The sequence below is a fragment of the Psychrobacter sp. TS_SC_6 genome (genome assembly GCF_056156305.1).
Genome location: NZ_CM149590.1, coordinates 1,752,171 through 1,775,110, shown reverse-complemented (window position 1 = coordinate 1,775,110; position 22,940 = coordinate 1,752,171). Strand labels below are relative to the sequence as shown.

The following is a 22,940-nucleotide window of genomic DNA, read 5'->3' as shown; positions in this document are numbered from 1 at the left end:
TAATATAACATATAAACCATAAAAAAAACCAACATAGATTGCGCTACATTGGTTTTTACATTTGAGACAAAATATATTATACGTTGAATCTAAAGTGCATCACATCGCCATCTTGTACGATATAAGTCTTGCCTTCTAAGCGTGATTTACCGGCAGCAGCAGCACCTTTTTCGCCGTTATGTTCGATAAAGTCGTCATAAGCAATCACTTCAGCACGAATAAAGCCGCGCTCAAAATCTGTATGAATCACACCAGCGGCTTGAGGGGCGGTAGCACCAACAGCGACGGTCCAAGCACGTACTTCTTTGACACCAGCGGTAAAGTAAGTCTGCATATCAAGCAAATCATAACCACCACGAATCACTTGGTCAAGACCGGCCTCGAGCATGTCCATTTCAGCCAAGAAGTCTTTTTTATCATCTTCATCAAGCTGGGCAATTTCAGATTCGATTTGGTTACACAATGCAATAACGATAGAATCTTCGCTAGTGGCATAGTTGCGTACGGCATCTAAGTAAGGATTATTCTCAAAGCCGTCCTCAGAGACGTTAGCGATATACATGGTAGGCTTTAGAGTAATCAAACCATAGCTTCTAATGAGTTTTTTCTCATCAGCATCAAGATTGGCAGCGCGTGCGGCTTGACCTTCTGCCAATAGTGGCTCGATTTTTTTGAAGATATCAAGCATGGCGCCAGCGTCTTTATCACCGCCCTTGGCTTTTTTGGTTAAGTTAAAAATAGCACGCTCAACGGCTTCTAAATCGGCCAATGCCAATTCAGTATTAATGGTTTCAATATCATCAATCGGGCTAACGCGACCATCAACGTGTACGACGTTGTCATCATCAAAACAGCGTACCACGTGCGCAATCGCATCGGTCTCACGAATATTGGCTAAGAATTGATTGCCCATGCCTTCGCCTTTTGACGCGCCAGCGACCAAACCTGCGATATCAACAAATTCCATCGTCGTTGGTAGCACGCGCTCAGGGTTAACGATATCAGCCAGTTTCTTTAGGCGTGGGTCAGGCACTGGAACGATACCCGTATTGGGATCTTTGGTACAAAATGGAAAGTTTTCAGCGGCGATACCCGCTTTGGTCAAGGCGTTAAACAGGGTAGATTTACCCACGTTTGGTAGACCGACGATGCCACAATTAAAACCCATAACATGCTCTCAATATATTGATAAAATCAGTTGATATAAGACTTAGTAAAATAGTAAATTAAAATTGGGCGTATTGTAGCAAATTTCACCGAATATGGGTGAGGTTGTTATAATGGTTAAGTGAATTTTCATAAATCAATAGTCTAAGTCGTTAAAAACAGTAGATTTTTACTGTTTTTGCCAAAACGAATAATAACTGATTCGATAAGCTTAGGGCGTTATTTCATATTCAATCCATTTCTTTTTATAAAGCGGTTCTAGGTCACTTTACTTATCTGGCACAGCCCTTAGAATAAATGAATAAACCATTAAAAATAGGAGCACTTTAAGGTGCGATTGACCAATTACAGTGATTATGCACTGCGCTCGTTAATATATTTGGCGACTAAGCCCGAGCCGACGCTGTTGGCAAATATCAGTGATATTGCCAATAGCTATCATATATCTAAAAGTCATTTGACCAAGATTATCCAGCAGCTCGGACAGCTTGGTTATATCGATAGTGTGCGCGGTAAGAATGGCGGTATTCGCTTAGCGCACGCGCCGAAAGACATTAATTTGGGTGAGTTGATTAAACAAATAGAGCCGGATTTTGCTTTGGTTGAGTGCTTTTCTACAAACTCATTGGAGAGCTCAATCGCTGATATTAATAGTGCTGTAATAAGTGATAAAGACAAGAACGCTAGCGCCAATGATATGTCGTTAAAACTGATTGATGAAACTGTAAGTCACATAGCTTCAGGCTGTATTATCAGTCCGGTCTGTCAGCTAAAACAGGTGCTTGCTGAAGCGTTGAGAGCATTTATTGCCGTGCTTGAACGTTATACATTGGCAGACATTATCGAGAATAAGGATGAGCTTGCAGCATTGTTATCATAATTGTCATAACATATTTCCTCGCTTTTGAGAGGCAATTTAAACAAGACAGGATGTTGTCATCTACTTAGCAATCATTGTGAAATTATTATTAATGTTATGTCATTCTAGTGAGAATTATCTAAATTAACTTCAAAATTATTAAAGAGTCATATCATAAAATGCGTTTGCAAAATGAGCGCGTCAGCTGTTATGGCAGTTATGTTATTAACAGGTTGCTCAAGTTTAGATACGGTTAGCAACGCCACTCAAGACAGTGCCATACAAGTTATCCCGACGTTAGAAACAGGGTTTCGCGATAAAAAAGAATTCCCATTTTGGTAGCCTTTCTTATCGTTTATACAATCAACAATTACGCGTTTTCAAGCTTAGGTCGTGCTTTTGCAATCGCTTTTAATAATGCTTTTTCAAACTCATCATCTTTAAATTTGACCAAATAAGAATGTGCTGCGCAAAAATTGCGTACATCACGCCACTCATGTGCCAAGTTGCTTGCCCAATCACAATACTCTTTGCCGGCATTTGGCTCATTTTTCAGTGCTTTTTTGGTCGTTGGATGTAGCAATAATTCAGGTAACACCGCTTCTAATAGCTTTGTCGGCGGACTCATAAAAGTATCATCGACGTGTAAGCTTTTACTAGCAGGATGGAATGCCAGCAGCGAGCCTGCATGAATCATCTCATTAGGTGCAATATAGTAAACTCCTTGTGACAATGAAAAATTCAACTCAGGATAACGCTCAGCGACGGCATCACTTTCGACCAAATCTTCTGCCCACTTTACTTCAGGCACTTTTTTATGATGCCGACTACTGCCATAAAAAGTCGCTTGCGGAAAGTCTGTTGCCATTTGCGCGCAATGGACAGTGTGAAAGGGATGCAAATTAAGTACCGCTTCGACATCTTGTCCATTATTAGTCAGTGCCATCACTTGCGCTCGCATGTCATCATTCAAGGTGTAGCTGTCTAAAAAAACAAATCGTCCAGAGGCAAGCTTAACCAATGAGCACTGTGTACCGATATTCAGTACACCGCCTAAACGAAAAGTACCACGAATGTTCCAAAATCCTGCGCCCAAATCTATGATTTTATCGCTCATTAATACTGGTCCTTATGGTTTATTTTCTTAACTATTTTAGTGGTTATAAGGCTGCTGATATATAAAAGCTTATGCCTATACCTATGTATAGATATACAAAATTTGCCATAAAAAAGATAGCAGGATGTGTATCAATATACGAATGTAGAAATGTATTGATTTGATATTGTGTTGGCACCGGATCGAAAGTTGGAGTTGTTTATTCTGCTAACAATTTGGTAAGTAATTCATCTATTTCCACTTTAAACTCTTTATCTTCGATTTTATTGGCAGTAATTTTTGCGTTCTGCAGGCTGGTAATTGCAGCTTCTTTTTGCTCCAATTCAACTTGGATAACTGCCATAGAAAACGCAATGGATGACAGATGGTCTTTTGAATTGATGGCTTTGGCTTTTTCAAGCGCCTTATCATAAATGACCAACGCTTCATCTAACTCTGCAGTGAAGTCCGCTAGCGTTTCCCATTGCTCTGGATGGTCTTTATCGGTATTTTCATTATCGACACAAATCGCTTTTAACTCGCTATATAGCCAATTAAAGGCTTCTTGATGTCCTTTTCTATCGGCCTCTAGTAGCTTTTCAGCCAAGGTATAAACGGACTTGTATATTTTGGTGTTAATCATGACTTACATCCTTTTTAAAATTAAGCATAGTGTCTTAGGTAAAGTAGTGGTAGGCAACATATGGCTGAAATTACGGGCAATACTGTAGGTAAAATACGGACAAATCGTCATTTTAACATCATTTGTGTTACTGCTGAACGCCATACATTGCAAGGGACTGTAAAATAGCACCCTACCTGCGCTGACTCAAGAGACGATTGAGTTTATCCACGGTTTATTATTGAGCACTTTATAAGCCGTTTTTATATAGTTGAAATACTTTAAAGTCGCTACAGTATTGCTGGTGTAAATTTTTTGCAGCCTCTGTCTGCGTAGGCACAGCAAGCAAGAAAAATTTGCACCAGCAGTACGTGTTGTATCGATATTACTTTTCACCGACTATAGTTATAGGCTTATATTTGCAGGCTACTGCCATTATGGTGTTGAATGTTGTTTTGTAACATAGCGCAACCTGTGTTTGTTAGGTGCTGTGATAAAATGCAACTTAACCTCTTTGAGAATTATTGGCTTTGGAACTCAGCTGCTTTAGTGAATAAGACTTTCATGGAACATACTGTGATTAAAATTGCCTTCATTAATTTTTTTTGATGTTAGGTCATGATTCTTACAGTTATTAGAGTAGATATTTTGTGTACTATTGCCGTATTTCTATTATCCACGCCCAATTAGCCTAAGCTAAATGAGCCTTTTTATAGTCAGTACTCTTTTGAATAATCATATAAATAATAACACGACAAAGATACCTTTTGATTCGCCTTCATGGGTGCTGAAGTTAACTATTGGTCTGATTGGGATGTTCGCCTTTTTGCAGGTGTATTCTATTCAAGCGGTATTGCCAGTATTGATGGTAGATTTTTCAGCGACTGAAGTGCAGGTAGGGATGGTTGTTGGCGCAACAGTGATGGCGATTGCCATTATGTCACCGTTTTTAGGGATGCTGTCTGATGCGCTTGGGCGCAAGTCTTTTATCGTTGGGGCATTGTTGTTTTTAGCGATACCTACTGCTTTAATCGCTCAAAGTCCTAGTATTGGCTGGCTCGGTATGTGGCGCTTTATGCAAGGATTGTCTGTCCCAGGCATTACGGTTGTGACCATTGCCTATATCGGTGAGGAGTTCGAGGGGCGAGCTGTCACAGAGCTGATGTCATTCTATGTCTCAGGCTCGGTACTTGGCGGCTTTATGGGGCGGTTCTTACTGGGGCATTTGCATGAATATATTGGCTGGCGTGCAGGCTATTATGTGATGGCAGCGATGACGCTTATCGGTGCACTATGGGTTGGCAAGATGTTGCCATCGTCGCGGCATTTTGTGGCCAATCCAAATTTTCGCTCAGCGATGCAGACGCTTGGTGAGCATTTGACCAATCGTTATGTGGTAACCGCATGTTTGCTCGGTGCTTGTGTGCTTTTTTCGCTCGTTGGTTGCTTTACTTTTATCAATCTACATCTTGCTGGGACGCCTTATGAGCTTAGCACTGGCGCGCTTGCCAATATTTTTGCGGTGTATTTAATCGGAGTGATTATCACGCCATTATCGACGACATTATTACGACGATTTGGGGCAGCACGCACCGTTCGAGTGGCAGTGATTTTTTCGATGCTTGGTGTGTTATTAACGCTGGTCACGCCATTATGGGGCATTATTATTGGGCTTGTCATTATGTCGTCAGGCGTTTTTGTTACCCAAGCGGCAACCATTAGCTATGTCGCCGTCAATGTTAAAAAAGGTCGTTCATTAGCCTCAGGTTTATATTATATGGCTTATTATGCGGGCGGCACGATGGGCGCATGGCTGTGCGGTATCGTTTATGCACGTGGACAATGGTCATTAACCGTTTGGCTATTATTATTTGTACAAGTATTGGCACTTTTGGTCGCAAGTTTTGGCATGATAAAAACAAAACCGCGTCCTGCTTAATGCCAGACAAGCTAACACGAGACAAACCAACATAAGAGATAAAATAAGCTATCACAAGCTAAGCAGTTGAGAAACGATTATTTTAGAACAATGAGTATTATGCCACTTACGTGTCATGCCTTTACATAGGGGTGGTTTTTTCTTACTATCGATGGGTGATTAATAAAAATATAAGCATGATAAGTAAACAGTCAGTCGATATTTATCTGCATTCAAAAACACTATAAACAAGGACGTCAGACCTATGTCAAATATATACCACAGTGCGCCATCTGCCTATGATTTTCCGCTATTGGTTAAGCAGTTGTTAAACCGTGCCAAAACCGTATCACAAGATCAAGAAATCGTTTATGCAGATAAAAAACGTTTTACTTATAAAGACTTGTTTAACCGTATCAATCGTTTGGCGAATGTTTTAGACGGCTTAAACCTTGATGCTGGTGATGTGGTTGCTGTGATGGATTGGGACAGTCATCGCTATCTTGAATCCTACTTTGCGGTGCCGATGTCAGAGTATATTTTGCAGACTGTCAATATCCGTCTGTCACCTGACAAAATCCTTTATACCATCAATCATGCTAAGCCAAAAGTCCTACTACTCAACTCTGAATTTGCACCGTTGGTCAAAGATTATCAGTTTGAAAACTCCAGCATTGAGCATATTATCTGGCTAGATGATAATGGCGTGACATTTGAAGGCGTATTTGGTGGCAATCAAGACCGCGTCAAAGGTGAATATGAGGCGCTACTTGATGCCGCTGATGACCATTTTGATTTTCCAGATTTTGATGAAAATACCATTGCCACGACTTTTTATACCTCAGGTACGACAGGCGATCCAAAAGGGGTGTTTTTTAGCCATCGTCAGTTGGTACTGCATACGCTGACCGAAGCGGCGTCCATTGGTATGTTGCCAAACAAGCAAGGCGTCAGCTACGGTGATGTCTATATGCCAATGACCCCGATGTTCCACGTTCATGCATGGGGTTTTCCGTTTACAGCTACTATGACAGGTCTAAAACAAGTTTATCCGGGACGTTATGTGCCCGATTTGTTGATGGATTTGATTATCAATGAAAAGGTCAGCATCACCCACTGTGTACCGACTATTTTGCAAATGATACTCAAAGAAGCGCAAGACCGTGGTGCCAGTTTCAATGGTCTAAAAATGATTATTGGTGGCTCACGATTGACGGAAGGCTTAGCAAAAGCGGCAATGGCGCAAGGTATCGAAGTCTATACCGGTTATGGTATGTCGGAGACAGCGCCTTTGATTAGTTTGACGGATTTTAGTCTTAATGAGCCGCAGCTGAGTGAAGAAGAGGATATCGCCCGCCGCTGTATGACTGGTAAACCTGTGCTTATGGTAGATGCTCAAGTGTGGGATCAGAACAATCAGCCAGTCGGTAGGGGTCAGGATAATACTGGCGAGCTGGTATTGCGCGCCCCTTGGCTCACCCAAAGCTATTTAAAAAATGATGACGCTGGCAAGGAGTTATGGGAAAACGGCTATTTGCATACCCAAGATATTGCCTATATACGCCCTGATGGCTATATTAAAATCACCGATCGCTTAAAAGATGTTATTAAGTCAGGCGGTGAGTGGATATCCTCACTAGAGATTGAGACGATTTTATCTCTGCATCCTGCCGTGGCGGATGTGTCCGTGATTGGGGTGCGTGATCAGCAATGGGGCGAGCGTCCACTTGCATTGGTGGTACTCAAGCCAAACTGCCAAGATACCAAAGCTGAAGATATCAAAGCACTGGCAGAGCAGGCAGTGGCACGCGGCATCATCCCGAAATACGGTGTGCCTAATCAGTTTAAGTTTGTCGATGAACTACCAAAAACCTCTGTTGGTAAACACGATAAAAAAGTGATGCGTGAGATGTATGCCAATCAGACTGAAGTATAGATTTTTTAAAGTGGTGCAACTATTAAGCAGATAACAGGCTTAATAGTTGACCTTTATGATTGGCTCTGCTACATTTTAAACCGATACACACTAAATCGATACGTAGTGTATCGGTTTTTTCGATTTATTAAGGATAGCTGGCCGGGATAGCCAGTCTTATATTATCGGAAAAATTATATCGCATTACCCATCATTTATGCTAAGGACAGCTATTATGAGCGTGCAAACCGCCACTGCAGTGACCAATCAAACGTCAGCCCCAACATTTCAAGCACTCAATACGAATCAAACCTTTGCTGAGATTTATCAGTCTTCTATTGAAAATAAAGAAGAGTTTTGGGCTGAGCAAGCCAAGCGTATCTATTGGCATAAAGAGCCTGAGCAAATCCTTGATGACAGCAATCTACCATTTGCTAAATGGTATGTCGGCGGCGAAACCAATCTTTGCTATAACTGTGTCGATCGTCATCTTGAAGAACGTGCAGAGCAGGATGCTTTTATTTGGCTGTCATCAGAGATTAATCAAGAACTGATAGAGACCTATCCTGCTGTGGTCGATGCTTTTAAAAACTTGGGTAATAACGTTGAGTTTTATACCGATTACACCAAGCGCCGTTTGACTTATAACGACCTTTATAAAGAAGTGAATTATTTTGCCGATGTATTGAAGCGTCACGGTATTGAGAAGGGCGATCGAGTCATCATTTATATGCCGATGATTTTAGAGGCAGCTTATGCAATGCTCGCATGTGCGCGTATCGGTGCGGTGCATTCAGTGGTATTTGGCGGCTTTGCTGCCCATAACTTAGCCATTCGTATGGATGATGCAGAAGCAAAAATGGTCATCACGGTAGATGCAGGTTTGCGCGGTGGTAAAGTCGTAAATTATAAGAGTCTTGTCAATCAAGGTATTGAGCAGGCGACCATAAAACCTGAGAATGTATTGGTGGTCAATCGTGGTATCTTGCCGTTTGACGTAAAAGAGTTGGATGTGGACTATGCTACTGAACGCCGGATCAGCTGTGAAGCCAATGCTATCGTTGAGCCTGTGTGGCTCGAGTCTAATACGCCATCGTATCTGCTTTATACTTCTGGTACGACGGGCACACCAAAAGGCGTGCAGCGTGATACTGGCGGTCATGCGGTAGCACTGACCACATCGATGGACTATATCTATGATGGTAAGGCAGGCGAGACATTTTGGGCGATATCTGATATCGGTTGGGCTGTTGGGCATTCTTATACCATCTATGCGCCATTGCTTGCTGGCATGACCAGTGTTATGTATGAAGGCTTACCGCATCTACCAAACCCTGGTATCTGGTGGCGAATTGTGGAAGCCAACAAGGTCAATATTTTGTTCACCGCGCCGACCGGTGTGCGTATGCTCAAAAAACAAGATGAGACATGGATGACGCGCTATGATGTCTCAAGCGTCAAATCCTTCTTTTTGGCAGGTGAGCCACTAGATGAATCGACTGCCAGTTGGCTGACCAAGCATTTAGGCGTACCGATTTTAGACCACTATTGGCAGACAGAATCGGGTTGGCCTATTTTGAGTAACACGCCCAAATTTACTGATAAACCGCACAAACAAGGCTCACCTGGCTATCCTATGTATGGCTACGATGCACAGGTTATCCATGAAGAAACCGGTGAGCCGTGTAAAGCAGGCGAAAAAGGCTTACTGGCAATTCGCGCGCCTCTACCGCCAGGTTGTTTGACCACGGTTTGGGGTAATGATAAGCGCTTTATTGACAGCTACTTTAGCTTAGCGGATAGCAATCAATATTCGACATCAGACTATGCCGTCGTTGACGAAGATGGTTATTTTCATATCCTTGGTCGAACCGATGATGTCATCAACGTTGCCGGTCACAGACTGGGCACCCAAGAGATTGAAGAGGCGATCAGTACGCATGCAGAGGTCGCAGAGTGTGCGGTCGTGGGTATTCAAGATGAGCTAAAAGGCGAGCTGCCGATTGCTTTTTGTGTGTTAAAAGATCATGAACTGGTGGCAACGACTGAAAACCGTTTTCGCCTTGAGCAGCAAGTGATAGGCGCGGTGGTAAAATCCTTGGGCGGTATCGCGCGTCCTGCCGCGATTTATTTCCCGCAATCATTGCCAAAGACGCGATCTGGTAAGATATTGCGCCGTGCCATTCGGGCGTTAGCAGAGGATAAACCAACCGGCGATATGTCTACTCTCGATAATCCAACTGCTATAGATGCGGTCAAGCAATCTATGAAAGATTACTAGGACGTGTCCTCATTTTAAAATTGTCTTTGTCTAAAAAAGCTCATGAATTTTCATGGGCTTTTTTAATTGTTGCTGATAGGTTATGGATAATGATAGATAAATCGGGCATTAACTTTACTAAAAGCAGCATAAAGAGCTTGACCCTAAAATTGTTTTATTGTTATAGTCAATAACGATACAAAATAAATCATTTTAAAATTATATAACAGAATGGTGAATTCTAAGTTTTTAAATTTAAAGTCTTCAAAATTCTAAGACGTCAGCTAATGACAGTCTTACAAACAAGATAAGGATATCTTATGCACCACGTTCAGCAGCTCATCAACGGTCAATTCGTTCAATCAACCACTGACGAATGGATTGATATTACTGATCCTGCCACTCAAGAAGTTATCGCCAAAGTCCCACAAACCACTGATGATGAAATAAACCAAGCAGTCGCTGCCGCTCAAAAAGCTTTTCAAACATGGCGCAAAACGCCAATTACCACACGTGCGCGTATCTTTTTGAAGTATCAAGCATTGATTCGCGATCATATGGATGAACTGGCAGAGATTTTGACTGCAGAGCAGGGCAAGACTATTGCTGATGCGCGCGGTGATGTGTTCCGTGGTTTGGAAGTGGTTGAGCATGCTGCTGGGATTGCAAACCTGCAGATTGGCGACTTTGTTGAAAACGTTGCGTCTGGGGTTGATACTTATAGTATTTGGCAGCCACTGGGCGTCTGTGCAGGTATCACACCGTTTAACTTCCCAGCGATGATTCCACTGTGGATGTTCCCAATGGCGATTGCCACGGGTAATACTTTTATCCTAAAACCTTCTGAGCAAGACCCAATGGTGACTATGCGTTTGGTTGAGCTTGCTGTTGAAGCGGGCGTACCTGAAGGGGTGTTAAACGTCGTACATGGCGGCAAAGCTACTGTCGACGCTATTTGTGACCATCCTGATATCAAAGCAGTTTCTTTTGTTGGTTCGACCAACGTTGGTAAACATGTTTATGAGCGTGCCAGTCAATCAGGTAAACGCGCTCAGTGTATGATGGGTGCAAAAAATCATGGCGTTATCCTACCAGATGCCAATAAAGAGCAGACTCTTAATCAGCTAGCAGGTGCCGCATTTGGCGCTGCTGGTCAGCGTTGTATGGCGCTGTCTGTCGTTGTCCTCGTCGGTGCCGCTGGTGAGTGGATTGATGACATCAAAGCCAAAGCAGAGGGTTTGATTGTCTCAGCCGGTAAACATGATAAAGATTTGGGACCACTAATATCTCCTGCAGCAAAAGCACGTGTTGAGCATTTGATTGGCACAGGAGTGGAAGAAGGGGCGAGCTTGATACTTGATGGTCGTGGCATTACGGTTGAGGGTTATGAGAACGGTAACTTCGTTGGTCCAACTATCTTTGATAACGTCACTAGCGACATGCAAATTTATAAAGAAGAAATCTTTGGACCCGTCCTGTGTATCATGCGTGCCAATAGCTTAGATGAAGCGATAGAGCTGCTGAATGCCAATCCGCATGGTAATGGTACGGCTATTTTTACTCAGTCAGGGGCTGCCGCGCATAAGTTCCAACAAGATATCCAAGTCGGTCAAATCGGTATTAACTTGCCGATTCCTGTGCCACTACCAATGTTCTCGTTTTCAGGCTCACGTGCTAGTAAGCTTGGTGATTTGGGTCCTTATGGTAAGCAAGCGGTGCAGTTTTATACCCAAACCAAGACCGTTACAGCACGCTGGTTTGATGATGAAGCAAGTCGCGGCGTCAATACGACTATTTCAATTTAATGCTGAATCACCTATATTTGCACTGACGATTTAACATACCCTATTCAGCACAAGGATGACCCCATGGATTTTTCATTAACCGATGACCAAATTGCCTTTCGCCAAACCGCCAGACAGTTTGCCCAAAAAGAGCTTAAGCCCAATGCCGCTGAATGGGATCGCACCTCGCATTTCCCAATAGATGTCATCAAAAAATCAGGCGAGCTTGGATTTTTAGGGTTATATACCAACCCTGAGTATGAGGGCTTGGGTCTACCGCGTTTAGATTCTGCCATGGTTTTTGAAGAGCTAGCATGGGGTGATACTGCGGTGGCTGCTTATATGAGTATTCATAATATGGCAGGCTGGATGATCGGTGAGTTTGGTAGCGATGCGTTGTGCAAGAAATATTTGCCCAACATGGTCAGCGGCGAATGGCTGGGCAGTTATTGTTTGACGGAACCTAATGCCGGTTCTGATGCGGCATCATTACGTACCAAAGCCGATAAGCAAGGCGAGTATTATGTCCTTAACGGCGAAAAAACCTTTATTTCAGGGGCAGGCTCAACGGATGTGTTGGTCGTTATGGCACGTACGGGCGGCGCAGGACCAAAGGGGATTTCAGCATTCGTGGTTGATGCAGACAGCGCTGGTATCGAATATGGCAAAAACGAGCATAAAATGGGCTGGAAAGCGCAGCCAACACGAACGATTAGCTTTAAAGATGTCAAAGTGCCAGTAGAAAATTTGATAGGCGAAGAAGGTCAAGGCTTTCGTATCGCAATGAAAGGGCTTGATGGCGGCCGGATTAATATCGGTATCTGTGCAGTAGGAACAGCGCAAGCGGCGCTTGAGACAGCGACCAATTACGTACAAGAGCGCAGCCAGTTTGGCAGCGCGATTGCAAGCTTACAGTCAGTACAATTTAAGCTTGCTGATATGCTGACTCAAACCATCACTGCACGACAAATGCTGTATTTAGCAGCCAGTAAAGTCGATAATAAGGATGCGCAAGCCTCTACTTATTGCGCAATGGCAAAGCGTTTGTCGACGGATCTTTGTTTTGATGTCGCTAACGAAGCTCTGCAGCTGCATGGTGGCTATGGCTACCTCAATGAGTATCCGCTTGAGCGTCATGTGCGAGATTTGCGCGTGCATCAGATTTTGGAAGGTACTAATGAGATTATGCGCGTGATTGTTTCGCGCCAGCTATTACAAGATGATGCATTGAGCCAACTGCGTTAACCTATTTATATGAATAAAACGATTTTATGATAAGGATGTTTGATCATGACGGATTATACCAACCTAAAACTATCGATTGATGGTCATATTGCAACGCTAACATTGAACAACCCACCTGCTCATACATGGACGATGGACAGTCTCAGGGCGCTTAAGCAGCTGGTCACTGATCTTAACGCCAATGATGAGGTATATGCGTTAATCGTTCATGGCGATGGCGAAAAGTTCTTTTCAGCGGGCGCTGATCTAAATAATTTTGCAGATGGTGATAAAGGTCGCGCGATCAGTATGGCGATAGCCTTTGGTGAAGCGTTTGAGGCATTGTCAGCTTATCGCGGTGTGAGTATAGCGGTTATCAACGGTTACGCGATGGGCGGTGGTCTTGAGTGTGCGCTGGCTTGTGATATCCGTATCGCAGAAGAGCATGCCCAAATGGCATTACCTGAGACAGGCGTTGGTTTGTTGCCGTGTGCCGGCGGTACGCAAAATCTAACGGCTTTAGTAGGCGAGGGCTGGGCAAAGCGTATGATATTGTGCGGCGAGCGCGTCGATGCTCAGATTGCACTACGCATTGGTTTAGTAGAAGAGATCGCTGCGAAAGGTGAGGGATTGCAAGCAGCTCAGGCGTTGGCGCAGAAAGTCGCTAAGCAATCACCGGTTGCCGTCAGTTATTCTAAAGTGCTTATCCAAGCGGCAAGAGACACACCGCCTGCGCAAAACCTTATCCATGAGCGTGAAGCCTTTGTTAAATTATTCGATACCAAAGATCAGCGCGAGGGTGTACAAGCTTTCTTAGAGAAGCGTAAGCCTGTTTGGCAAAATAAGTAAACGATACTTCAATTATTTTAACCAAAAGTTATTTTAACCAAAATAATACTTTCTCACTTTTTCATTTTTTAGGTCACTTTTATGACAACAGCTATAGAAGGCGCATTAGAAAAAAGCACAGCAGACGCGCCGGTAGTATTCAGCACCGAACCGACAGATTGTGGTCACCTGATTGGGATAATGACGTTAAATATGCCCAAATCTCTTAATGCTCTTAGCGTTGAGATGTGTCAGTTGTTATCGCAACAACTAGAGCAGTGGCAAGGTGATGAGCAAATAGTAGCATTGCTATTAAAAGGCGCAGGCGACAAAGCATTTTGTGCAGGCGGTGATATTCGCAAGCTTTATGACAGTATGTCAGCAACAGCGCCTATGCCAAATCCTTATGCGACAGATTTTTTTGGTCATGAGTATAGCCTTTATCGAAAAATGCACTTTTACCCTAAGCCGCTCATTCTTTGGGGTGACGGCATCATTATGGGCGGCGGTATGGGTTTGATGGCAGGCTGTAGTCATCGACTGGTCACTGAGCGTACCCGTTTTGCCATGCCTGAAATTACCATTGGCTTATTTCCTGATGCCTCTGGTAGTTGGTTCTTGCAGCGTATGCCAGCCAAAACAGGCTTGTTTTTAGGGCTAACGGGTGCAATGTGTAATAGTAGCGATGCATTATTGACCAACTTAGCAGAGTATGCGGTTGCCAGTAATGACTACGATGCCATCATGCAGCGCTTAACACAGAGTGATTGGCAATCGGCAGCTGATGCGAACAATAAAGAAAACAATAACAGTGCTCATAGCATCGTGAGTCGGGCATTAGCAGCGCAGCCTGTTGCTGAATTGCCTGCTAGTAAGCTTGCACAGCATTGGCGCGCTATCCAGCAGCTGATGAACAGTGGCGGTTTGGGTGATATTGATGCGCTATTACAAAGTGATGAGGCGCTTACACAACTTGATGCAGATTTTGCTGCCGACAGTTGGGCACAGCGAGCCGTAGCAACCTATCGACATGGCTGCCCAGTGACTACAGCATTAACCTATGCGCTATATCATAAGGTGACGGATTTATCGCTAGAGCAAGTCTTGTATCTAGAGACCAATGTCGCTGTACATTGTGCGGCTAATCCTGATTTTAAGGAAGGCGTACGAGCGTTATTGATTGATAAGGATCGGACACCAAGCTGGTCACGCACGTTAGCTGAGTGTTTGAGCACTGAGGGACAAGCTTATATCCAGCACCATTTTACCAATCCATATGCCAAAGGCGAGCATCCTTTAGACGATTGGCTTAGCGCTGCTGCATTGGGTAATGAGGCTGTTCGCTAATCAGATATTTAGTATCTGATTTGAGACAACTTAGCTAGATTGAATAAAAAATTAAAACCAATTGCATAATCAATCATCAAGGAGTGATGAGATGGCTACAAAGGATACAGGTTCAAGTAATAACGCTACCACTGATAGTAATGACAATACAGCAAAGCCAAATGTCGCCTTTATCGGACTAGGTAATATGGGCGGTCCAATGGCAGAAAACTTGCTAAAGGCAGGTTATACGCTATCGGTTTATGACTTGTCTACCGAGGCAACCGCGCGCTTACAACAAGCAGGCGCTAGCGTGGCTGATAGCCCAAAAGATGCGGCAAATAATGCCCAAGTGATTATCAGTATGTTACCTGCTGGCAAGCACGTCCATTCTGTCTATCTAGGAGAAGGTGGCTCTGACGGTCTACTTGCAGACTTACCAAAAGGTACCTTGGTGATTGATAGCAGTACCATAGCAGCAGCTGATGCAAGGGCAGTGGCAGAAGCTGCAACTAAGCTTGGTATTGACTTTTTAGATGCACCAGTCTCTGGCGGTACAGGTGGCGCTATCGCGGGCACACTGACCTTTATCGTTGGGGGAGACGATGCAGCCTTTGCCAAAGCTGAACCGATACTGGCCGTAATGGGCAAAAACATCTTTCATGCCGGCGAGCATGGTGCAGGACAAGTAGCAAAAATCTGTAATAACATGCTGCTTGGAATTCTGATGGCAGGAACGGCAGAGGCAATTAATCTGGGCGTCAAAAACGGTCTCGACCCAAAAGTGCTATCAGATATCATGCTACAAAGCTCCGGTCGTAACTGGACGCTAGAAGTCTACAACCCATACCCGCAAGTGATGGAAAATGTCCCATCGAGCAATGGCTATCAAGGCGGCTTTATGAGTAAGCTGATGCAAAAGGATCTTAACCTTGCCATGCAAACCGCTCAGGATACGCATGTAGAGACACCAATGGGTGCTAAAGCAACTGAGCTTTATGCCGCGCATACCATCGAGAATGGTGATAGAGATTTTTCTAGCATTATGGCGCGTCACGACAGCTCTGTATTGTCTTAAATTATCAAGAATACCAAAAAAAGGTCTGCATTATGGTAATAGTGCAGACCTTTTTTTGACTGATTTCTAGTTTATATCAAGGCATTTAACTTGGCAGCTCATAGACCAAAGACTGGATATCTTGCGCCGCTTTTTGTAGTCGTGGCACATGGGTTAAGAGGTCATCTAAAGACACTCGTATGGTCGGTGCATGCAGGTATAGCGAAGCAAGGTAGCGTGACTTCCTATCCCGTATCGGTACGGCGATTGCCACCATCTCAGAGATAAACTCTTCGTTATCGATACCTATGCCTGTTGCAGCGATACGATCAAGCTCAGCGTTTAATTTGTCGATATCAGTGATGGTGTTTTTGGTGAACTTATCTAGTGATAAATTTTGTAGTATTTTTTCGCGGCTTGCACTCGGCAATTGACTTAAATACAGTTTCCCCGTCGCTGTACACCACATTGGCGACTTGGCGCCCACTGGTAAATAAATCTGTATCGGCAAGGTCGTTTTTGCGCGGTTGGTATAGATCATATTCATGTGATAAGGGACACCGATACCGCAGGTTTCTTTTAGCTCATCGACCAGTTTTTGCAAAATCATTTGACGCTCATTAAAGAACAGTCGCTGCTGCCAAAGCTCGACACCCAAATTGCGTACGCGTTTGCCCGGTATAATACCGCCGCCAATATCAATTGTCACAAACCCTTCATCAACCAGATTTTGAATCAATCGATGGATGGTTGGCTTCGGAATATCAAGCTCTTGCGATAGCTCTAGTGGCGAAATCGGCTTTGAGGCATAAGATACCGCCTCAATAATCTCTAACACACGGGTAATCGACGATACTTTAGGCATATAAATGACTCAGTAAGAATGAAAAAACAAAGCAAGTAGCTATATCATAACGGATATACTCGCCTCTAAAAATAGAGCACAACAATCAAGGAGATAAGGCTAAATATGAATAAGCACAAAGGCATACAGTAATTGGCTTACTGACTCTAATTTAGCACAATATAACTCTTAGACAAGCCTACCTCTCATTATATAGTAACGTGTTTACATTGCGCAGATTTATAACAAAATTATCTGAGAATTTTTCGGTTCTTTTAGCAATACTAGATACGTTCAGTCACAAAGTACAACAATCTGTAGTAATTAACTCTATAACTGTTATTGCGTTATTTCATAAGATGCTTCATCATGCAGACATATTTTGTAATACCTTTACATGAGCGTTAAGCATTCCAATAATCATGTGTAGGCTGCGCGGTGGCTTTAAGAGCATTGTGTAACAAAAAGGCGAAGTATTGCGGGCTGGTGTAGTAATTATTACAATATCTATGCAATCTTTACATAATGGTAAATAAAAAGTGCGTCTTTAGGGGTGACTTTTTGAGCCAAAATTGTTTTAATCCTCGCATCAAAATGATTGTTTAAAAAAAGTTAGATTTTCATTTTTTTATGGGCGCGTTATTTCATACTTTAGGAGAGTAATTATGAAACTTATTCAATTAACAGCAATCACTGCTGCCGTTTTAGCCTCAACTGCTGCTCTTGCAGCTGAACCAGTTATCGTTGTTGACGGTAATGAAGCTGTTGTATACGAAGCTGAGCCAGTAGCGGTTGCTTATCAAGCAGATGCTGGTGTGTTACGTAACACCACTGGCGCAGTTGTTGGTGGTACTAAGACTTTTTTCCAAACTGTTACTCATCCAGCAGCGGTCAGTGCTGAAGTTGGTACTTTAGGTTATGGTGCTAACATCGCTTGGGGCTTAAACGATAAAACTGAAATCCAAGCTGGTTGGGCAGGCGGCGATGCTGCTGATCTATTCGGCGGTGACTTTGATGCAAACGACGTAAACTACGATGTAGATACTGATTTTAGCAACCCGTACCTAGGCGTACAATTACGTCCTATGGCGAACTGGTTCACTGTGGGCGCTGGTATTATCGTTCCTGATAATGATATTGATGTTCGCGCCAATGCTGAAGGTGAAGGCTTCTACAGAATTAATTCACAGAAGTTTTATACTGGTGCAGCTCCAGATAGAGTTGACGATGAAGACTTCGGTGGTCAGAATGTTGGTAATCTAGAAGGTACTATCGAGCATCGTAACAAGCTAGCTCCTTATGCTACTATTGGCTTCCGTCCTAATATCACCAATAACTTTGGTCTGTTTGGCGAGCTAGGTGCTGCATATATGGGTAAAGTTGATGCTACTATCAACCGTGTAGCTGGAAATACTAACCCTGCAGCTGATATCGCTGCAGACCAAGCTGAAAAAGATTTAGAAGATAAAAACTGGTTAGAGTGGATGCCAATCGTTAAAGTTGGTGCGACTTACCGCTTCTAATTTAACAACCGTTTAAAGACTGTTGTTAACAGAAGATAAGTACAAAGGAACGATCCTCTTGAGGATCGTTTTTTTATGTCTAAAATAAGACAAGCAGTCTCATGGACTAGCGGAGCTTTGTATCTTTTAATAGACGATGACCGTCTGTTGGGAAGCAATAGCGGCAATACGATAATCGCTTGTCCCATTAATTATCGTTGGTAAATGCAGAGTATCTGTCATTGGTTTGATTAACTCAGGAATGTAAGCGGAATAATCCATACCTAACCCTTGGGCGAGGGTATATTGATGTATCTTAATAAAGCTCTCTTTTATTTGCCACAGCCATCTTATGGCAGAGTTACGTTGTATCACTGGCACTGCTTGCAAGACAGTCAACTCCTTTGAATGATAGAACCGCTTTGCTACCAGCCATTTCACGGCATTGACTTCGATATCAATACCCGAGGCACGATGGCGACTGATAACGACAGCGACCTTAACGTATGGTATGTCTGATTTTTCTATATCACTTTTTATTCGAGTAGCATTTTTAATATTGCCATTGGTATGGCTAAAACACACATAATATTGGCTATGGGCGAGTCGATAAGGAAAATTTGATTCATCTAAACGATCGACGATATCCAGTCTTTTGAGCAATGCCTGCAATAATAGCCTTACGCCTGCACGTTGCTGCTGGCGTTGGTTATAAGCAATGTGAGGGGCAGCTAAACAAGTAGTGGTTTTTTTAATATCGCAATGTGAAGCACGCACTTTAGCAGTCGCACACCACGTCATTGTTATGGGATCGAGCTGAGTATAGAGAATATCGTGTAGCATTAAGTTTTGCATAGTCTTTGTATTATAGAAACTTATGGTTTATAGGCGATTTATCTTAGCCTAACAAAAAGCCCAACAATAGGCTTGTTGGGCTTTTAAATGCGTATAATGTCTTATGCTATATGCTTAGTAAGACAGTTCAGCACGGCGGTTTTGGGCATAGGCATCTTCGTTGGTACCGGCAGCCGCAGGACGCTCTTCGCCATAGCTGATGACACGGATGTTATTTGCTGCAACGCCTTGAGCGGCAAGATAATCACGTGCTGCTGCTGCACGGCGCTCACCTAATGCGATGTTATATTCACGGCTACCGCGCTCATCGGTATGACCCGCAATAACCACGCCTGCATTTGGATTAGATTTTAACAGACCAGCGTGTTGGTTTAAGACACCCGCAGATTGTGAAGTGATCGCACTGCTGTCAAAGGCAAAGTATACAACGGCTTGGATATTTTCAGCGCCAGTGATGACTGCGTTTGAGTTGTCTAAGATAACTGCACCATTGTAGCCAACTTGACCACCTGGGATGCCTAGTGGAGCCACGACCACTTCAGAGGTGGCGCGCTTGGTGGCACAACCTGATGCTAGAACAACAGCGCTTGATAATACAGCGAGGGCAGCGATTTTTGAAAAACTGGTTGACATAATAAGCTCCAAAAATTTTAATGAATTGCATTTGTTGTTGTAAACTGCTTACGATAAAACTTAGGCAATTGCTATCTATAATATACTAAATGTTACTTTATGTAAGTACTATTACTGTAAATAATGCTAGAGTTTACAAATAGATATAATGCGCATTACGCCAAGATTTAGGTCATTATATAGGGATTCTCATTGTCATCACTTTCTTATTTTAATTTATCAGTCACCTTGAAATTTGGCGCTTTAAGTCAATGTACATAGGTATCTTACATAAGTATTGCGACAGTATCAAAGTGTCGCTTAAGTCTTGCTATAAAGGCTTTTATAACTATAACCATCATAAAAAACCAATAGGAATCTATATGTCTACCGCTGAGAACGATGCGCAAATCATCAATGCTGAAATGCCAGATGTACCGCTCCATGCGCCCAGTAAAGTCAATTTAAAAGACTATCAAAAGCCAAGCTTCGATGTTGAAACTGTCAGCTTAGATATCAGGTTATTTGAAGACCATGCAAAGGTACACAGTACTCTAAAGATGGTACGTCAAAGCGCAGGCGATATCGTTCTATTTGGTGAAGACTTAGAGCTGCTGGCTATTACGATGAATGGTGAGGCATTGAGTGCTGAGCGCTATGAGCTGTCAGCAGGTAAGCTTACGATTGGTGATGCTCCTGATGAGGTGGCATTGGCGCTACAAGTGCGTATCTGTCCACAGACCAATACTGCCTTAGAAGGGTTTTATATGGCGGGCAGTGGTGATGAGACGATGTTTGTCACTCAGTGCGAGCCGGAAGGTTTCCGTAAGATTACCTTTTATCCAGACCGCCCTGACGTACTCGCGATATTTACCACTCGCCTTGAAGCAGACAAGCGCTATCCGACGCTATTGGCCAATGGTAATTTGGTTGAATCGGGGGAGATGATCGATGCGCCAAACCGTCATTATGCGATTTGGCATGATCCAACCAATAAGCCAAGCTATCTGTTTGCTTGTGTGGTCGCTGACTTGGATGTATTAGCGGATAGCTATACGACCAGTGAAGGTCGAGAAGTCTTGCTTGAAGTGTATGCAAAGTCTTCCGATATCGATAAGTGTGATGTCGGTATGCAAGCACTCAAAGATTCGATGCAATGGGATGAAGTTAATTATGGTCGTGCTTATGACTTAGATCGTTATATGATCGTTGCAGTCAGTCAGTTCAATATGGGTGCGATGGAAAATAAAGGGTTAAATATCTTTAATACTGCCTGTGTATTATCGAGCCCCGAAACCACTACTGATACTCGTAGCTTTAGCGTTAAAGCCATTATCGCCCATGAGTATTTCCATAACTGGACGGGCAATCGCATCACTTGCCGTGATTGGTTCCAGTTGTGCTTAAAAGAGGGTTTTACGGTCTACCGTGATCAATCGTTTTCAGCGGATCAGCAGTCGAGTGCCGTGCAGCGTATCGATGATGTCGCGACTTTGCGTGCCCATCAGTTTGCAGAGGATGCCGGACCACTGGCGCATCCTGTACGTCCTGAGAGTTTTGTGGAGATCAATAATTTTTATACCACCACCGTCTATGAAAAAGGCGCTGAAATCGTCCGTATGATAGCCAATACGTTGGGAGCTGATGATTTCCGAAAAGGGACGGATGAGTATTTCCGTCGTTATGATGGACAGGCAGTGACCGTTGAAGATTTTTTATCGGCGCTTAGTATTACTAACAGTAAAATAGAAGACTTTATCGATTGGTATCGCCAGCCAGGTACGCCAGTGGTATCCGGTCATCAAGACTATGATATTACCACGCAAACATTAACGATTACGCTGAGTCAGAAAACCCGTCATGTTAGCGGCTTTGATGCGCCAAAACCGTTACCAATTACAGTCGCGACGGCATTATTCGATAAAGAAAGCGGCAAAATTATCGCTGAGCGTATGTTGCTATTAGACCAAGCCACACAAACCTTTACTTTTGAAGGTGTAAGTGCTGAGCCTGTGGTGTCTTTGCTGCGTGATTTTAGTGCACCCGTGCAGTTGAATTATGACTATCAAGATGAAGATTTGGCATTTTTGCTTAAACATGAAACCAATGGCTTCAATCGCTGGCAAGTCACGCAGATGCTGGTCAACCGTATTTTATTGCCTACCCAAGGCACAAAAAGCAATCCTGATGTCTACCTAGCGGCATTGGCGCAGACATTGCCAGTGCTTGCAGGTGAAGATGCAATGTTGGCAGCGCGCTTGCTTGATATCCCATCAGCGCAGGAGCTAGCGGCTGCTATTCCTGAAGATTATGATCCAGAAGTGGTCAAAGCGCAGCGGGATGCGTTGTATCAACAGGTCGCAGAGGCGTTAAAAGATCAGTGGGCAGGGCTTTATAAGCAGCTACCAATGCAGTCTTATGAGGATAGTGCCGAGGCTCGCGGTACACGCGCCTTGCGTAATGTAGTGCTGGACATGGCATTGACTGCCAATGTCGATGGTGCGGTAACATGGGCTAAGCAGCAGTATGACAATGCCAGCTGTATGACTGAACGTTTTGGCGCATTAAAAGCCATGGTCAATTATCAGGTGACGAATGCTAACGAGTATTTGACCGATTTTTATGAGCGCTTTCAAACAAATGATCTGGTCATTGACCTGTGGTTCAGTGTGCAAGCGTCTGCTGATCATGTCACTGCCGATGTTATTCAATCGTTACTGGTGCATGAGGACTTTGATTGGAATACGCCCAATCGTGTACGCTCAGTCATTAGTGCCTTTAGCTCACAGCCAACTGTTTTATGGACACAAGAGGGTTTGGATATCTATATAGGCGTCATTAAAAAGCTGGATGATGCCAATCCGGTATTGGCCTCACGTTTATTACAAGTGCTAGCAAGATGGAATACATTGGCCGCGCCACGTCGTCAAATGGCTCATTTGCAGCTACTCGATGTGCAGCAGCAAGTATCCTCCAAGCATGTGCATGAGAGTCTAAGCAGTGTGCTGGGTACAGCGACTGCATAGAGCTGTCTTAAAAATCTAAAATTATAATCTTAAACATAAAAAAAG

18 protein-coding genes are annotated in these 22,940 nt (G+C 43.5%); 12 read left to right on the top strand and 6 right to left on the bottom strand.

Annotated features, from left to right (window positions below):
* Positions 1-76: 76 nt before the first annotated feature.
* Positions 77-1,168, bottom strand: a complete 1,092-nt coding sequence (gene ychF, locus AC0J5Y_RS07485; RefSeq protein ID WP_475130130.1) for a redox-regulated ATPase YchF — start codon at positions 1,166-1,168, stop codon at positions 77-79.
* Between the two features lie 330 nt (positions 1,169-1,498).
* Here ychF and AC0J5Y_RS07480 point away from each other — a divergent pair, with 330 nt between their 5' ends.
* Together AC0J5Y_RS07480 and AC0J5Y_RS07475 are read left to right on the top strand one after the other, a co-directional pair.
* Positions 1,499-2,047, top strand: coding sequence for an Rrf2 family transcriptional regulator (locus AC0J5Y_RS07480; protein WP_475130128.1), 549 nt, complete (start codon positions 1,499-1,501; stop codon positions 2,045-2,047).
* Between the two features lie 171 nt (positions 2,048-2,218).
* Positions 2,219-2,368 (top strand): hypothetical protein, encoded by a 150-nt coding sequence (locus AC0J5Y_RS07475; RefSeq protein ID WP_475130127.1) that lies wholly within the window; start codon positions 2,219-2,221, stop codon positions 2,366-2,368.
* Positions 2,369-2,396: 28 nt separating this feature from the next.
* Here AC0J5Y_RS07475 and AC0J5Y_RS07470 read toward each other — a convergent pair whose 3' ends face one another.
* Entirely contained in the window at positions 2,397-3,143 is a 747-nt protein-coding gene (locus tag AC0J5Y_RS07470) for a hypothetical protein (protein ID WP_475130126.1), read from the bottom strand.
* Between the two features lie 199 nt (positions 3,144-3,342).
* Positions 3,343-3,765, bottom strand: a complete 423-nt coding sequence (locus AC0J5Y_RS07465) for a tetratricopeptide repeat protein (RefSeq protein ID WP_475130125.1) — start codon at positions 3,763-3,765, stop codon at positions 3,343-3,345.
* A gap of 793 nt (positions 3,766-4,558) precedes the next feature.
* On the opposite strand from AC0J5Y_RS07465, the gene AC0J5Y_RS07460 reads away from it, so the two are divergent.
* The 8 genes from AC0J5Y_RS07460 to mmsB all read left to right on the top strand — a co-directional run bounded on the left by AC0J5Y_RS07460 (position 4,559) and on the right by mmsB (position 16,077).
* Positions 4,559-5,683: an MFS transporter gene (locus AC0J5Y_RS07460; protein ID WP_475132123.1), complete on the top strand. Its 1,125-nt coding sequence runs from the start codon at positions 4,559-4,561 to the stop codon at positions 5,681-5,683.
* A 244-nt stretch (positions 5,684-5,927) separates the two neighbouring features.
* Positions 5,928-7,598 carry a fatty acid--CoA ligase gene (locus AC0J5Y_RS07455; protein ID WP_475130124.1) on the top strand — a complete coding sequence of 557 codons (1,671 nt, stop codon included), beginning with the start codon at positions 5,928-5,930 and terminating at the stop codon, positions 7,596-7,598.
* Positions 7,599-7,812: 214 nt separating this feature from the next.
* On the top strand, positions 7,813-9,858 hold the full coding sequence (locus tag AC0J5Y_RS07450; RefSeq protein ID WP_475130123.1) for a propionate--CoA ligase: 2,046 nt from the start codon (positions 7,813-7,815) through the stop codon (positions 9,856-9,858).
* A 299-nt stretch (positions 9,859-10,157) separates the two neighbouring features.
* Positions 10,158-11,642: a CoA-acylating methylmalonate-semialdehyde dehydrogenase gene (locus AC0J5Y_RS07445; protein ID WP_475130122.1), complete on the top strand. Its 1,485-nt coding sequence runs from the start codon at positions 10,158-10,160 to the stop codon at positions 11,640-11,642.
* Positions 11,643-11,705: 63 nt separating this feature from the next.
* The gene (locus AC0J5Y_RS07440; RefSeq protein ID WP_475130121.1) at positions 11,706-12,866 is read left to right on the top strand and encodes an acyl-CoA dehydrogenase family protein; all 1,161 of its coding nucleotides are present in this window, start codon (positions 11,706-11,708) and stop codon (positions 12,864-12,866) included.
* A gap of 45 nt (positions 12,867-12,911) precedes the next feature.
* On the top strand, positions 12,912-13,694 hold the full coding sequence (locus AC0J5Y_RS07435; protein ID WP_475130119.1) for an enoyl-CoA hydratase: 783 nt from the start codon (positions 12,912-12,914) through the stop codon (positions 13,692-13,694).
* Between the two features lie 81 nt (positions 13,695-13,775).
* Positions 13,776-15,020 carry an enoyl-CoA hydratase/isomerase family protein gene (locus AC0J5Y_RS07430; protein ID WP_475130118.1) on the top strand — a complete coding sequence of 415 codons (1,245 nt, stop codon included), beginning with the start codon at positions 13,776-13,778 and terminating at the stop codon, positions 15,018-15,020.
* 187 nt (positions 15,021-15,207) lie between these two features.
* On the top strand, positions 15,208-16,077 hold the full coding sequence (gene mmsB / locus AC0J5Y_RS07425; protein WP_475132122.1) for a 3-hydroxyisobutyrate dehydrogenase: 870 nt from the start codon (positions 15,208-15,210) through the stop codon (positions 16,075-16,077).
* Between the two features lie 85 nt (positions 16,078-16,162).
* Here the strand turns inward: mmsB and AC0J5Y_RS07420 are convergent, their stop codons facing one another.
* Entirely contained in the window at positions 16,163-16,921 is a 759-nt protein-coding gene (locus tag AC0J5Y_RS07420; protein WP_475130117.1) for an IclR family transcriptional regulator, read from the bottom strand.
* 644 nt (positions 16,922-17,565) lie between these two features.
* On the opposite strand from AC0J5Y_RS07420, the gene AC0J5Y_RS07415 reads away from it, so the two are divergent.
* Entirely contained in the window at positions 17,566-18,423 is an 858-nt protein-coding gene (locus AC0J5Y_RS07415) for a hypothetical protein (protein ID WP_475130115.1), read from the top strand.
* 126 nt (positions 18,424-18,549) lie between these two features.
* On the opposite strand, the gene AC0J5Y_RS07410 is transcribed toward AC0J5Y_RS07415, so the two are convergent.
* On the bottom strand, positions 18,550-19,257 hold the full coding sequence (locus AC0J5Y_RS07410; protein ID WP_475130114.1) for a 4'-phosphopantetheinyl transferase superfamily protein: 708 nt from the start codon (positions 19,255-19,257) through the stop codon (positions 18,550-18,552).
* A 114-nt stretch (positions 19,258-19,371) separates the two neighbouring features.
* The gene (gene pal / locus AC0J5Y_RS07405) at positions 19,372-19,890 is read right to left on the bottom strand and encodes a peptidoglycan-associated lipoprotein Pal (protein ID WP_475130112.1); all 519 of its coding nucleotides are present in this window, start codon (positions 19,888-19,890) and stop codon (positions 19,372-19,374) included.
* Between the two features lie 404 nt (positions 19,891-20,294).
* Here pal and pepN point away from each other — a divergent pair, with 404 nt between their 5' ends.
* Positions 20,295-22,895 (top strand): aminopeptidase N, encoded by a 2,601-nt coding sequence (pepN, locus tag AC0J5Y_RS07400; RefSeq protein ID WP_475132121.1) that lies wholly within the window; start codon positions 20,295-20,297, stop codon positions 22,893-22,895.
* Positions 22,896-22,940: the final 45 nt, after the last annotated feature.